Annotated in this window: 12 protein-coding genes; all 12 read left to right on the forward strand. The window is 47.5% G+C overall.

Going from position 1 to position 15,242, the window contains the following annotated elements; all coding sequences use genetic code 11:
- Nucleotides 1-105: 105 nt before the first annotated feature.
- Nucleotides 106-630 (forward strand): S1 domain-containing RNA-binding protein, encoded by a 525-nt coding sequence (locus ABIE27_RS28880; protein WP_056697430.1) that lies wholly within the window; start codon nt 106-108, stop codon nt 628-630.
- A gap of 500 nt (nt 631-1,130) precedes the next feature.
- Nucleotides 1,131-3,638 (forward strand): stage II sporulation protein E, encoded by a 2,508-nt coding sequence (spoIIE, locus tag ABIE27_RS28885; RefSeq protein ID WP_192895165.1) that lies wholly within the window; start codon nt 1,131-1,133, stop codon nt 3,636-3,638.
- 147 nt (nt 3,639-3,785) lie between these two features.
- Nucleotides 3,786-4,538, forward strand: a complete 753-nt coding sequence (locus ABIE27_RS28890) for a VWA domain-containing protein (protein ID WP_123067051.1) — start codon at nt 3,786-3,788, stop codon at nt 4,536-4,538.
- On the forward strand, nt 4,522-5,469 hold the full coding sequence (locus ABIE27_RS28895) for a protein kinase domain-containing protein (protein WP_123067050.1): 948 nt from the start codon (nt 4,522-4,524) through the stop codon (nt 5,467-5,469). Before ABIE27_RS28890 ends, ABIE27_RS28895 begins: the two co-directional genes overlap by 17 nt.
- 43 nt (nt 5,470-5,512) lie before the next feature.
- Complete coding sequence (gene tilS / locus ABIE27_RS28900; protein ID WP_123067049.1) at nt 5,513-6,952, forward strand: tRNA lysidine(34) synthetase TilS; 1,440 nt, start codon at nt 5,513-5,515, stop codon at nt 6,950-6,952.
- A 52-nt stretch (nt 6,953-7,004) separates the two neighbouring features.
- Complete coding sequence (gene hpt, locus ABIE27_RS28905) at nt 7,005-7,544, forward strand: hypoxanthine phosphoribosyltransferase (RefSeq protein WP_123067048.1); 540 nt, start codon at nt 7,005-7,007, stop codon at nt 7,542-7,544.
- A gap of 100 nt (nt 7,545-7,644) precedes the next feature.
- The gene (gene ftsH / locus ABIE27_RS28910) at nt 7,645-9,687 is read left to right on the forward strand and encodes an ATP-dependent zinc metalloprotease FtsH (protein ID WP_123067047.1); all 2,043 of its coding nucleotides are present in this window, start codon (nt 7,645-7,647) and stop codon (nt 9,685-9,687) included.
- A 296-nt stretch (nt 9,688-9,983) separates the two neighbouring features.
- Entirely contained in the window at nt 9,984-10,922 is a 939-nt protein-coding gene (gene nadA, locus ABIE27_RS28915; RefSeq protein WP_123067046.1) for a quinolinate synthase NadA, read from the forward strand.
- 35 nt (nt 10,923-10,957) lie between these two features.
- The gene (gene nadB / locus ABIE27_RS28920; RefSeq protein ID WP_123067045.1) at nt 10,958-12,595 is read left to right on the forward strand and encodes an L-aspartate oxidase; all 1,638 of its coding nucleotides are present in this window, start codon (nt 10,958-10,960) and stop codon (nt 12,593-12,595) included.
- Nucleotides 12,592-13,458: a carboxylating nicotinate-nucleotide diphosphorylase gene (gene nadC / locus ABIE27_RS28925; protein ID WP_429352081.1), complete on the forward strand. Its 867-nt coding sequence runs from the start codon at nt 12,592-12,594 to the stop codon at nt 13,456-13,458. Before nadB ends, nadC begins: the two co-directional genes overlap by 4 nt.
- 6 nt (nt 13,459-13,464) lie before the next feature.
- On the forward strand, nt 13,465-14,235 hold the full coding sequence (locus ABIE27_RS28930; protein ID WP_123067043.1) for a type III pantothenate kinase: 771 nt from the start codon (nt 13,465-13,467) through the stop codon (nt 14,233-14,235).
- 77 nt (nt 14,236-14,312) lie between these two features.
- The gene (hslO, locus tag ABIE27_RS28935; protein WP_123067042.1) at nt 14,313-15,230 is read left to right on the forward strand and encodes an Hsp33 family molecular chaperone HslO; all 918 of its coding nucleotides are present in this window, start codon (nt 14,313-14,315) and stop codon (nt 15,228-15,230) included.
- Nucleotides 15,231-15,242 lie beyond the last annotated feature (12 nt).

A 15,242-nucleotide genomic window follows, 5' to 3' on the forward strand; every position in this document is an offset into this window, starting at 1 on the left:
AGTTGACCTTGGTTTATGGCATAAGGTATAATTACAAGTAGCACAGCATGATTTTGGCATTCAAAAATCGGGTTGTATATTTTTAAGGGAGGATCATTTTATTCTATGGCAATTGAAGTGGGCACCAAGTTAGAGGGCAAGGTGACAGGAATCACGCATTTTGGAGCATTTGTGGATCTGTCAGGAGGTGTCACGGGTCTCGTTCACATCTCGGAAATCGCCGACAATTACGTCAAAGATGTCAACGACCACCTGAAGCTGAATGACCAAGTCACAGTAAAGGTTATTAACGTTGACAAAGACGGCAAGATCGGACTTTCCATTAAACAGGCTGTTGACAAACCGGTAGAGCAACAAACTCAATCCAGACCCCCGAGAGCTCCTAGACCGGAACGCAGTGGAGGAGATCGCGAACGATTCAGCGGCGGCGGCCCAAGTGGTGGCCAAGGTCGTGGTGGTGGCGGTGGATTTAACCGTGACCGTGGAGGCCGTTCTTTCAAGCCCGCAGCAGGCAAACCTTCATTTGAGGATAAAATGTCACGCTTCCTGAAAGATAGCGAAGAACGGATCTCTTCGCTTAAGAAGAATACAGAGGGCAAACGCGGTGGCCGTGGCGCCAAGCGTGTTTAATCTGTTTCAACCTGATATGAATATATAAGTAAAACCGTTAGCCTATTGGCTAACGGTTTTTTTGTGCTTCTTTTTTTATAATCTGATGACCATTTCGTATTTTGATGAAACATTAGAGAAGAGTGGATTTTCAGGTATGACGCGACACGATTTCTTCATGATTTGCATTATACAGGGGAGAATAAGAACATTTGTCGCCTTCCATTTTTTACCGACATGTTTCCGTGGCATTCTCCAGTTATTCTGCTCAGATCATGACGACACCTTCTAACTTCTCGTTCAAAATCAGACATGCCACCGTTCAACCGACTGCTCAAAAATGCTGGAAAGCACAATAAGGCCGAGGGTTAAACACCATCGCGCCACAGCGGTTTCTTTTGTCGTAAACTTTTTGAAGCTCGTCCAGCTATTCTGACAAACTACGTCTTCTATTCTATTTATAATCAGAACCATCGAGAGTGAAACAAGAAATCAAATTAATCGAATGGGGTGCCTTGAGCATGATGGAGAAGTGGAATGTCATTCAATTTCCGGGGATGAAAACAGGCAAAGGAGGTGCTACAGCTCGGGAGGAGCTGTCAGTACGTCTGAAACAATGGCTGGGTTCCCGCAAGGCTGTCCAGGCTATGGTATCTCGTAAGTGGCTTTTGCTACTTACATTTATGGGATTCTTACTGGGAAAGGCGATGATCCTGAATGAATTATCTCCTTTTGCCATTGCATACTTTGCAGTCATTGCTTTTATGCGCAGGGATTATATCATACCCGTTGGTGCGGCATTACTCGCAGGGAGTCTGTTTGCACCATTTCCGGTTTCGCTGATTGTGGCTTCTGAGCTTGCCATCTTTTATCTGTTGTTTCGAGGGCTCGAGTCTTACGATCGTTCTGAATTATCTTATGCACCAACGATGGTGTTTACGACAACTTTTATGGTGAAACTATTCGCCGTTGTGATTGGGCCTTCATTCAGTTGGTATGCGATGATGATGCTCACCATGGATTCCGTGCTAAGTTTCGTATTAACCCTGGTGTTCATTCAGGCCATTCCCATTTTTACGTATCGCAAAAAAAAGTTCAGCCTAAAGAACGAGGAAATCCTGTGCCTGATCATTCTTCTGGCTTCCGTGATGACCGGGGCAGTTGGGTGGACGATTCAGTCCCTTTCGGTGGAGCATATGCTTTCCAGGTATCTTATTCTCGTCTTTGCGCTAGTGGGAGGAGCCCCCCTCGGTGCATCGGTTGGAGTGATTACAGGGTTAATTCTGAGCCTAGCCGATATGTCTGCCGTGTATCAGATGAGTTTGCTTGCTTTTGCCGGGATGTTGGCAGGTATGCTTCGTGAGGGGAAACGTATGGGGGTTGCCCTAGGGATGTTGCTGGGTTCATCTATTCTATCGATTTATTTGGGTGGCCCAAGCGACGTGGTGAATTCCTTGTGGGAAACGTGTGCAGCTATCGTCCTGTTTATGCTAACACCAAAAAGCATGTTCACAGCCATCTCCAAATACGTACCCGGCACACAGGATCATACCAAATCCCAGCATGAATATGCGAAACGTATTCGGGATATTACGGCGGAGCGAGTAACGCGCTTCTCACAGGTATTCCGTCAGTTGTCACGCAGCTTCGATCAGATGTCCGGTACGGGGGAGCCGGCACATAAAGAAGGCGGGATGGATCACTTCATGAACGCAGTTGCTGAGGGTACTTGTGCAGGGTGCTTCAAGCGTGCGCAATGCTGGGATGCGAAGTTTATTCAAACGTATAGTTACATGACCGATGTGATGAGTTCCATTGAGGCAAACCCGGAGATGTCAGGGGACCAAATTCCGGTGGAATGGAACCGGGTGTGTGCCAAGCCGGAGGAGGTACTTGAAGTGATGCGCGCCCAATATGGCCTGCATCAACATAATATGCAATGGAAACGCCAAATTATGGACAGTCGTCAGCTGGTTGCTGAGCAATTGTCGGGAGTATCACAGGTGATGGAGGACCTGGCCAAAGAAATTCAACGTGAAAGTGAGGAGATGGTACAGCAGGAAGAACAAATTCGGGATGCACTGGAGTCATTGGGACTATCTATTCATTCTATAGAGATTATTAATCTGGAAGCTGGCAATGTGGAGATTGAGATTGTACATGCATATACAAGAGGATTCGATGAATGCCGTAAAATGATCGCTCCGCTGATCTCTAACGTGCTGGACGAGCATATTGCTGTGTTGCATGAGACCATGACTGATCCTCGTCAGGGGCTGGCGACCGTAACCTTCGGTTCAGCGAAGACATTCGAGATTACAACAGGTGTAGCAGCCGCCGCCAAAGGAGGCGATGTGATGTCAGGAGATAGCTTCAGTACTGTGGAACTCGGCAATGGTACGTTTGCAGTGGCACTTAGTGACGGAATGGGCAACGGGGAAAGGGCTCGCATGGAGAGCAGTGCTGCATTAAATATTTTGGAGCAACTGCTTCAATCGGGAATGGACGAGAAATTAGCAATCAAATCTGTAAATTCTGTGCTGATGCTACGTTCTCCAGAGGAGATGTATGCCACAGTTGATATGGCACTGATCGATGAATATACGGCAGAGACAACGTTTATGAAAATTGGTTCAACACCAAGCTTTATCAAACGTGGACAGGAGGTTATTCAAGTTTCAGCGAGCAATTTGCCAATTGGTATCATTAAAGATATTGAAGTGGATCTGGTCACTCTTCAGTTACAGCCGGGTGATATCTTGATCATGATGACAGACGGCATCTATGATGCTCCAGGATATGCGGTTAATAAAGAGATGTGGATGAAACGACTTATTCAGGAGATTCATACAGATGACCCGCAGGAACTCGCAGATTGCTTGCTTGAGAGTGTTATCCGCTATCAGCAGCAAGAGATTTTGGATGACATGACTGTCGTAGTTGGCAAAGTTGAACATTATCGCCCGGAGTGGGCCACCTTACGTGTGCCTGGTATTAATCGGATGGAGCGTCCTCGCACCGTAAGTTAAGTGCTCGGGTGCAGATGCGCATGATCAGGGATTGGATCCATAGTCTAACCCATTCCATGACCCAAACAACTCGATCCGTTTGAACTCTCTTCAATCTGGCAATGCTAGTCATAGAGTTGGAGAGTACGAAAAACGGAGGGATATCGGATGAAACAAATTTTGTTAATCACCGACGGTTGTTCCAATGTGGGGGTAAGCCCGGTACTGGCAGCGGCCGAGGCACGCGAAGAGGGTATTACAGTCAATGTTGTAGGTGTAATTGATTATGGTACGATTGGCGAGTTAGGTAGTCGGGAGATCGAGGATATCGCTAGAGCTGGTGGGGGTATTAGCCAAATTGTAGGCACACGACAGCTTGCCCACACGATGCAGATGATGACGAGAAAAACAGTGGTTCAGACCATCCAACAGGCGGTTAATAGAGAGTTAACACAAATTTTGGGAGAGAAGGGCACCAAGACAGTAACGGATTTGGAGCCATCCCAGCGCTCGCAAGTGGTGGAAGTGATTGACAACCTGACGGAAAATGCTGCCCTGCAGGTTACGCTTCTGATTGACGTCAGTGCTAGTATGAAACCGAAATTGGCAGCAGTAGAAGAAGGGATTCGGGATTTGATGTTAAGCCTGCAGGCTCGAGTAGGACAAAGTCGGTTATCTGTATTTCATTTTCCAGGCCGCCACAGCGGAGAGGATGCGGTAATGGACATCGACTGGACGGATGATCCCGGGCGTGTTCGTTCCTTGTTTGGACGGTTGCAGACAAAGGGGGCAACGCCGACAGGCCCTGCAATTCAGAAGGTGATTGATTTTTACCGTTATGGTACACTGGAGGAACAGCAGGAAATAGAAGGGAACTATCGCATTGAAAGAGAAGGGATGCTCGGTGACAACGTTGTCTGATGCCTCTTTCCCGCCGGGAACGGTCATTACGGGAAAATGGAACCGAAGCCGGTATACGATTCGAAAGTTGCTGGGCAGAGGCGCCAATGGGGTTGTTTTCCTCGTCCAGCTTGGAGAGAATGGCAAACATTATGCGCTTAAAATGGGATTTGATCCGGTTGATTTGCAATCGGAGATTAATGTACTCAAATCATTTCAGTTACAGCGTCATCATGAAGCCCTTCGGCAGAGCGGCATTCCTTCCTATCTTAAAGATGTGGATGACTATGCCGTTCATGGACGGGACATTCCTTTTTATGTGATGCGCTACGTTCGGGGCGAGGCTCTTCATCATTTTATTCGGCGTCAGGGAACGGACTGGACACTGCTGGTTGGATTAAGATTGTTACAGAGACTCGCTCAATTACATCAGGCAGGCTGGGTGTTTGGCGATCTTAAACCTCAGAATGTACTCGTGTCCGATTACGGGTATGTCGAACTGATTGATTATGGCGGAGTAACGTCCATTGGACGAAGTGTTAAACAATTCACGGAATGGTATGACCGGGGATTTTGGAATGCTGGTAGCCGAACCGCAGATGCAACGTACGACGTGTTTGCCTATGCGCTGCTGATGATTCATATCTTAGAAGCGGATGCGTTGAAATCTTTGGCTGCAAATGGGCTCCCGCAATTGCGGAATGTGAATCAACTCGTGATGTTGGTGGAGAAAAGCGAACGGCTGGTCCCTTTTCGTGGGTGGATCATTGATGCGCTCCGGGGACAATTCCCGAATGCAGACCATGCTGCAAAATCGTGGAAGGAATTGATGGCACGCCCCGCACAGGTGCGTCGTCGTTCCAGAAGCAACACACCGCGATGGCTGAAAAATGCATTTGCTCTATCGGTAATTCTACTTATCGGTGTACTTATCTATGCACTGCGTTTTTGATGTTGGGGGTGCATATACATAACGCAAGGAATGAGGAACAGGTATGGAAGCTTTACGCTGGGAGACACTGGTGAATAACGTACTGGATGCAGCGGAAGAGCATCAGTTATGGGTTCCCGGAGATCGGATTGTCGTCGCTGTATCGGGCGGGCCGGATTCGGTAGCTTTTTTGCATATCATGCATGAGATTAGCAAGCAACATGTGCCGATTGAATTAATCTGTGCCCACGTACATCATGGGTTTCGGGCTGAGTCGGATGAAGAAGCCCGTCAGATGATGGATATGGCACGTCAGCTTGGTCTTGCCTTTGAGTGGGTCAAAGCCGACATACCCTCCTATATGAAACAAACAGGTCAGGGTCCACAGGAGGCGGCGCGTAATCGGCGTTATGCCTTCTTGCATGAAGTGGCTGATAAGTATGGTGCAGCAAGCATTGCTTTGGCTCATCATGCTGATGATCAGGCCGAGACGGTTATGCTTCATTTGCTACGGGGCAGCGGGCTTTCGGGACTGGCAGGCATGAAGTTCAAACGCCGCGAAAAAAATGTGGAACTTATCCGTCCATGCCTTCGTATAAACAAGACGGACCTTGTAGAAGCTTGTAATACACAGGGTTTTACCTATTTTCGTGATAAGAGCAATGATGAACGAAAATATCGGCGTAATGCGATTCGTCTGGATGTGCTTCCTTTTTTGGGGCAATATAATGGACAACTCACGCCGTCACTGAATCGACTTGCCGAAATTGTGGGTGACGAAGACGATTTCATGGAGCAGAGTACTCATGACACATACAGGTGTCTAGTACAGGTGAACGGCGGAAGGCAGACCTTTGAGGTGCCTTCCTTCTTGAAGTTACATGTCGCTTTACAACGAAGGTTGATTAAACTAATATTGAATTATCTGCCTTTGGACAGTGATTTTGTCGACTTTACCCGTATTGAAACTATTCGGCGCAAGGTCATGGAGATCGAAGGGACAACTTGGAGTCTGGATATAGGACAGACACTTACTTGTACCCGGGAGTATGATCGGATCTCTTTTGGCCAACGAACAAGCGTAAAGGGTCAATCTTACGAGTATCGTCTTGCACAATGGAGCGGAACTTACGAGCTTTCACTCACCGAAATTAACCGATATATTCGGTTGACGCCGATGAGTCCCGAAAACTATCATGTACCGGAATCGGCTGATCAAGCCGCATTTGATGCGGATGGGCTTCAGATGCCGTTGGTCGTACGTTCACGGTTACCTGGAGATACCATGAAGGTAATGGGATTAAACGGAAGCAAAAAGGTGAAAAATATTTTCATCGACGAGAAAATTCCCCCATCTGTCAGACCACGCATTCCTGTGGTGTGTGATGGAGCAGGCAATGTCATCTGGTTACCGGGTGTTCGCCGGTCCGATATGGCTCCTGTCAGGGAGAGCACTTCCGCAATCCTGTACATGACTGTAGGCGATTCAGCGATTCAGGGGTAGTGGTTATGGTTCAAGTAAGGCTTTCATAGTATAACTTAGGAGGTTCGCACAGTTGCAGAACGACATTCAGGAAGTATTGATCAGTGAAGAAGAAATTCAGAGTAAGGTTAAGGAATTAGGCGCAACACTTAGTGCCGATTATGCTAACCGGAACCCTTTGGTCATTTGCGTGCTCAAAGGTGCGTTTATATTTATGGCTGATTTGGTTAAAAACATAACGGTACCGGTTGAGATGGATTTTATGGCCGTATCCAGTTATGGTGCGTCGACCAAGTCATCCGGTGTTGTCAAAATCATCAAGGATCTGGATGTATCCGTTGAAGGACGTGAAGTTCTGATTGTCGAAGATATTATCGACAGTGGACTTACGCTCAGCTATTTAATTGAACTTTTGGAAAACCGCGGTGCTGAAACTGTCCGTGTGGTTACACTGTTCGATAAACCATCCGGCCGCAAAGTGGAACTGGAAGCTCATTACACTGGCTTTGATATCCCTGATGCCTTCATCGTGGGATACGGTTTGGATTATGCCGAGCACTATCGGAATCTGCCTTATATCGGGATTTTGAAACCAGAAATCTACACAAGCTAATATCCTGTAAGGCCCAAGCCTTGAGCTGTTCTTGGCTTCTATTGAGAAGCCATGTCGGGCTATGTTAAAATAATTAAAGTGTCTCGAGAGGAGGTAGGGGATGAATCGGTTCATCCGGAATTCTGGTTTTTATTTGATTCTTTTTTTAGTTGTGGTGGGTTTAGTTAGATTTATCACAGATGGAAACGATGTTATAGAAAACCCTAGATATGATCAGTTTCGTGCTGAGGTTAAAGCCAATAATATCGCCGAAGTGACTGTTCAATTCAACGGTCAGACATATCTCGTGACCGGCCGATACAAACAAGCACCTGATGGGGCCAAATCAGAAAATTTCTCAACGTATATTCCTCCTACGGATGAGGCAATTAACGAACTTGTAGCTGCAAGTGAAGCTAACAAATTTGAATATCATCAGGAACCAATGAAAGGTGACAGCATCTGGTTGACGTTGCTGACTTCCTTTATTCCTTTGATCATTATGTTCCTGCTGTTCTTCTTCCTGTTTAATCAGGCTCAAGGCGGCGGCGGTAAAGTAATGAACTTTGGTAAAAGTCGTGCTCGCCTCTACAATGAAGAGAAGAAGCGCGTTACTTTTGAAGATGTGGCGGGTGCAGACGAGGAGAAACAAGAGCTTGTTGAAGTCGTAGACTTCCTCAAGGACCCTCGGAAGTTCGCAGCCGTTGGGGCACGTATTCCGAAGGGGGTATTGCTCGTAGGTCCTCCAGGTACAGGTAAGACATTGCTCGCTCGTGCTGTAGCTGGTGAAGCAGGGGTACCTTTCTTCAGCATTTCCGGTTCTGACTTCGTCGAAATGTTTGTCGGTGTCGGTGCATCACGTGTCCGTGACTTGTTCGAAAATGCAAAGAAAAATGCACCTTGTATCATCTTTATTGATGAGATTGATGCAGTGGGACGTCAGCGTGGTGCTGGTCTTGGCGGCGGACACGATGAACGTGAACAAACCCTTAACCAATTGCTCGTTGAGATGGACGGATTCGGTGCAAACGAAGGTATTATCATCGTTGCTGCAACGAACCGTGCAGACATTCTGGACCCTGCATTGTTGCGTCCAGGCCGTTTTGACCGTCAAATCACAGTGGATCGTCCAGACGTTAAAGGCCGTGAAGCTGTTCTGAAAGTACACTCCCGTAACAAACCACTCACGAAAGATGTGAAACTGGACATTATTGCGAAGCGTACAACAGGTTTCTCGGGTGCAGATCTGGAGAACTTGCTGAATGAAGCGGCATTGCTCGCAGCACGCCGTAACAGAAAAGATATTTCCATGCGTGAAGTGGATGAGGCGATTGACCGTGTCATCGTTGGTACGGAGAAGAAAAGCCGTGTCATCAGTGATCGAGAGAAACGCATCGTTGCTTATCACGAAGCAGGCCATACCATTGTAGGATACTTCCTGGAACATGCTGATATGGTACATAAAGTGACCATCATTCCGCGCGGACGTGCGGGTGGATATGTAATCATGTTGCCAAAAGAAGACCGCATGCTCGTTACCAAACAGGAGTTGCTGGATAAGGTAACTGGACTTCTCGGGGGTCGCGTGGCGGAAGAACTATTTATCGGTGAGATCGGTACCGGTGCGTATAGTGACTTCCAGCAAGCGACAGGTATCGTGCGCAGCATGGTTATGGAATACGGTATGAGTGAGAAACTGGGTCCAATGCAATTCGGAAGTTCACAAGGACAGGTATTCCTTGGACGGGATATCGGTCATGAACAGAATTACTCGGATTCCATTGCATATGAGATCGACCAAGAGATGCAGCGTTTTATTAACGACTGTTATGAGAAGTGTAAAGCTCTCCTTACAAAACATACGAGAGAGATGCATCTGATCGCAGAAACACTGCTTGAAGTGGAGACACTGGAAATGGATCAGATCAAGCAATTGATCGAAACAGGTTCCCTGACACCAAAAGCAGACGAAGACAATTCGGGAGAAGGTACGCCAAATGAAGGCGGCGAGCCAATCGTGGATAACATCGGCGATGTTCGCGTACGCATTCAGGGTAAAGATGAAACGTCTGAGCCACCGGCTGGAGATATTCCAAACGAAGCTCCTGACTTGGATAAAGGGAACAACGATCCTAATGATGGCGGTACAAAGCCGACATCTTAATATGTCAGGTCCCCGGTCATGTTATCGGAAAGAAAAGAGAGCCCATGCGGCTCTCTTTTTTTGTAGTTTTTATTCATGTGGAGAAGAAACAGATAATCAAGAGCTAAATGGCGAACCAGATAGCATAAGGGGGATAGAGCAGTATATCCTGCCTTTTTTCATTTATTGACAGAGTCGTGAACGTTGTGTACATTAGTTGTTAAACCGCTTGTGATTCGTTTCACCAGCGAACATTATGACATAGGTTAGCCCATGAAACAGTGCTTGGCGCTGTCCCGATAAGGAGAGGATCACAGGTGGAAGCTCTGGCTTTAGAGCGCAAGGCTGAGATGAATCGTGAGCTGCGTGAGCGGCTGATGGAACTCAAGAAGGAACGTAATGCCATTATTCTTGCTCATTATTATCAACGTGATGAAGTACAGGAAGTCGCAGATTTCCGTGGAGATTCTTTCCTGCTGGCCCAAAAGGCGGCACAGACAGATGCGGATGTTATTGTATTCTGTGGTGTTCATTTTATGGGTGAAAGCGCTAAAATTCTGGCTCCTAGCAAAACCGTTTTGATCCCTGATGAACGTGCGGGCTGCCCAATGGCAGATATGGTGAACGTGGATGGATTACGTAAGCTGAAGGCAAAGCATCCGAACGCCAAGGTAGTCACCTATATTAATTCCTCGGCTGAGATCAAAGCAGAAACAGATATTTGCTGTACATCAGCGAATGCTGTTCGTGTAATCCAGTCCGTAGATTCAGAGGAAATCATCTGGGTACCGGACAAAAACCTAGGACATTATGTGCAGCAGCACACCGACAAAAAGATGATCATCTGGGAAGGTTACTGCAATACACACGATATGCTCACGGTAAAAGATGTTGTTGAGATGAAGGCTAAGTATCCAAATGCTGAGTTTGTGGTGCACCCGGAATGTCGCCCTGAAGTTGTAGAGATGGGTGACTTTGTAGGCAGTACAACAGCGATCTTGGAATATTGCAAGAAATCCTCCACTAAGGAATTCATTGTCGGCACGGAGGATGGCACAGGATATCAGCTTCGCCTTGACAGTCCGGATAAACAGTTCCATTTTGCAACCAAGTTTCTGGTATGTCCAAACATGAAGGTCAACAACCTGAAGAAGCTGGTTAAATGTCTGGAAACGATGAAACCGCAGATTTATGTTCCACCGGCTGTTGCTGATAAAGCCAGAGAATCACTAGAGCGCATGTTACTGGTGAAGTAACATGCGTTACTCTTGCTCCGAGACAGGTGAATAAGATGATACCGCAATATATATATAATTTTGACCTCTCTGCGCTGCCGATGGTGGAGACCGATGTGCTGGTGATCGGTTCAGGCATTGCTGGCCTGTTTACCGCAATTAAGGCTAGCGAACAGCATCTTGTACTGATGATTACGAAGAAGTCTTTACTTGAGAGTAACACCAGATATGCGCAGGGCGGGATTGCGGCTGTTATTGCTGAGGATGATTCTCCTGCGTACCACTTGCAAGATACTCTTGTTGCAGGAGCAGGTTTATGCCGATCCGAAGCAGTTGAAGTATTGGTGAATGAGGGCCCGGACGGTGTCAGAGAACTGATTCGTCTGGGGACATTGTTTGATCTGGAGAACGGCGAGTTGGCGTTGACGCAGGAAGGTGCGCACAGCCACCGCCGTATTTTACATGCCAATGGGGATGCAACTGGATATGAGATCGTAAGAGCGCTCGCTGTTGAGGTTCACGAGCATCCGGGCATTGACGTTTGGGATGAGCACTTTGTGGTGGATTTGATTACGGATCGAGGAGAATGTATCGGCGCTCTGATTCTGAAAGAAGACGGATCAAAGGTGTTTGTCAAAGCAAAAGCAACAGTGCTTTGCTCAGGCGGGGCAGGACAGTTGTACCGCTATACGACGAATCCGGATGTAGCTACAGCTGATGGGGTAGCTATGGCATACCGTGCGGGGGCTATAGTTCGTGATATGGAATTTATCCAGTTCCACCCGACATCCTTATGTTACCCGGGAGCTCCACGCTTCCTGGTGTCTGAAGCAGTACGCGGGGAAGGTGCTTACCTTCGCAACGTGAAGGGTGAGCGATTCATGGAGAAATATCATCCCCAGCTTGAACTGGCGCCTCGTGATATTGTAGCTAGAGCAATCGTCAGCGAGATGGAACTGACAAACAGTATCTTTGTTTACCTCGACATTACCCATGAGCGACCGGAGATGGTGAAACATCGTTTTCCTACCATTTACGAAACTTGCATGCGATACGGTCTCGACATGACTACAGATTGGATTCCAGTTGCACCTGCGGCACATTATATGATGGGCGGAGTAAAGACGGATTTGAGTGGTGAGAGCAGTATCCCCCGTTTATTTGCCTGTGGTGAGGTATCCTCTACCGGAGTGCACGGGGCCAATCGACTAGCGAGCAATTCCTTATCTGAAGCGATTGTATTTGGCCGCAGAATCGTGGATCGTATCCATTCGTTACCGGCACTCGAAGGTTCACTTGGAAGAGATGTGAAATCTCTGGGTAAGGAAAGTAAGAATACTAACCGTGCAAAAGAACAACAACATTCCAAGCCGGTATCCGAAAGACGTTTACGTCTGCAAAAGATGATGGTTCGTCAAGTGGGACTGCGAAGAAATGGAACCAGTCTAAGGCAGGCTATAGATAAATTGCAACAGGAGTTATCTTTTTTTGATCAGAAGCTTACACAAAGGGAAGAACTGGAGTATGCCAATCTTTTGACTTGTGCATGGCTCGTAACCAGCGGAGCGCTGCACCGTGAGGAAAGTCGTGGAGCACACTACCGTGAGGACTTCCCGGCAAGGGACGATAAAATATGGCAGAAGCATAGTCTGCAGCAGCGAGAACAAGCGATTGTGGAGGAATGGATGTCATGATACTGAACGGATACAATGAGGAACTTATTGAGACGATTAAAGGCTGGCTACGTGAAGATGTAGGTGCAGGGGATGTCACAACGAATGTGACCATTCCGGCAAACAGCCAATCTAAGGCAGTGATTCATGCCAAAGATCATGGGGTCATTGCAGGCATGACGGTTGCTGAGCTTGTTTTTCAAGTCGTAGATCCAGAGCTTCGTTATACGGCAAAAGTTAATGACGGTGATGTAGTTACTCCTGGCACCATACTGGCTGAAGTGGAAGGGAGTACACATTCGCTTCTGACAGGGGAACGGCTCGCACTTAATCTGTTACAGCGCATGTCGGGTGTTGCTACCCGAACACGTTCCTACGTGGATGCCCTTGAAGGATTGAAGACCAGACTTGTCGATACACGCAAAACAACACCAGGTCATCGCTTGCTAGAAAAGTATGCTGTACGTGTAGGTGGTGGAGCCAATCATCGGTTTGGACTGTATGATGCCGTTATGATCAAAGACAATCATATTAAAGGTGCAGGCAGTATTACCGAGGCTGTTCAGCGAGCACGGGCAGTTATTCCGCATACGATGACGATTGAAGTTGAAACGGAAAATATAACTCAGGTACAGGAAGCCTTGCAAGCTGGAGCAGATATCATTATGCTGGATAACATGCGACCTGATCGGATGCGAGAAGCAGTCGCCCTGATCCGTGAGCAGGCTCCGCATGTGAAGGTAGAAGCATCCGGTAATGTATCGCTTGAAACGATTCGCGGAATTGCGGAAACGGGTGTGGATGTAATTTCGGTTGGCAGGTTAACCTATTCTTTTGAGAGCTTGGATATCAGCCTGGATTTAAACGAAAAGAAAGAGGGGTGAACCTCTTTGATTCTAGTCGTAGACGTGGGCAATAGTAACATCGTACTTGGGGTATACCAGGGCCGTGAACTATTGCATCATTTTCGTCTGAGCACATCTCGTCAGTCCACAGTGGATGAATACGGCGTATTGATTTATAATTTATTTCATATGTCCGGTATCTCTGTTCGCGACATCGAGGGTGTCATAATTTCATCTGTGGTTCCACCACTGGTGAGTGTCATCGAAACGATGTGTGTGAAATATGTGGGCAAAAAACCATTGCTGGTTGGGCCTGGTATCAAAACTGGCCTGAATCTACGATATGAGAATCCGCGCGAAGTAGGGGCGGATCGGATCGTAAATGCCGTGGCGGCCGTGGAAAAATACGGCGGCCCCCTTGTGGTCGTTGATTTTGGTACAGCCACGACGTTCGACTGTATTGATGAGAAGGGCCATTACCTGGGCGGCGCGATTGTACCCGGTATTCACATTGCTACCGAAGCTCTTTATGAGCGGGCGGCGAAACTACCCCGAATTGAGCTGGAGAAGCCGAAGAAGGTTATTGGACGCAATACCGTGCATGCCATGCAGGCAGGTATCATCTATGGTTATGCCGGCCAAGTGGACGGCATCGTTGAACGAATCCGTGAAGAGATGAAGGCTGAGCCTATGGTCATTGCCACAGGAGGTCTCGCTACGCTGATTGCAGAAGAAACCCGTAGCATTGAGAAAGTTGATCCACTGCTTACGCTTGAGGGGCTACGTGTCATCTATGAGCGGAATCGGGAAAGGTAGACATATAAAGGGCGGCATACAGCAGGCTGGGATTACAGCTTAAATGTTGAGCCGTTTTTTTCTGTTAGGATATTAAAATGACACGCCAAAGGAGGCTGAATGACTTGGAAAACAACAACAAACAAGACCGGTTGATCCGTGGTACAGCAATGAATGGAAAGGTAAGAGCGTTTGCCGTTCAGACCACAGACCTGGTAGAAGAACTGCGCAGAAGACATGATACGTTTCCCACGGCTACAGCAGCTATGGGGCGTACAGTAACAACAGCTGCCATTATGGGTGCGATGCTTAAAGGTGATGAAAAACTAACCATACAAGTGAACGGAGATGGCCCAATCGGTCAGATCGTAGCTGATGCCAACGCCAAAGGCGAGGTGCGCGGTTATGTTTCCAATCCGCATGTGCACTTGCCGAGCAATCGTTTTGGCAAATTGGATGTAGCGGGAGCAGTAGGAACAGAAGGTTTCATTAATATCACGAAGGATCTAGGAATGAAAGACCCATACCGTGGCAGTATTCCGATTATCTCGGGCGAACTGGGCGAGGACTTTACGTATTATTTTGCACAGTCGGAACAGACGCCTTCGGCGGTTGGAGTGGGCGTACTCGTCGATACGGATAACTCGGTTATCGTTTCGGGCGGATTTATTATTCAGCTTCTCCCAGGCCTCACTGATCCCGAGATTACAGAAATCGAGAATGCTATTGGTGCCTTGCCTCCGGTGACAACCTTGTTGAACGAAGGACTCGAGCTAGAGGAATTGTTACGCCGTCTCTTGCCCGATGTGCAGGTCATGGGTGAACTGGATATTCGTTTTAGCTGCAGTTGTTCTCGTGAACGTCTGGAACAAACCTTAATCAGTCTTGGTCAGTCCGAGTTGGAGCAATTAATTGAAGAAGAGGGACAGGCCGAAGTAGTCTGCCAATTCTGTAATGAAGCTTATGATTTTAACAAAGAGCAGCTAGAGGCCATCCTAGAACAAGCTAAGAATTGATCGATGCGGGGA

It is taken from the genome of Paenibacillus sp. 4624 (assembly GCF_050435065.1).
GTDB classification, from domain to species: domain Bacteria; phylum Bacillota; class Bacilli; order Paenibacillales; family Paenibacillaceae; genus Paenibacillus; species Paenibacillus amylolyticus_D.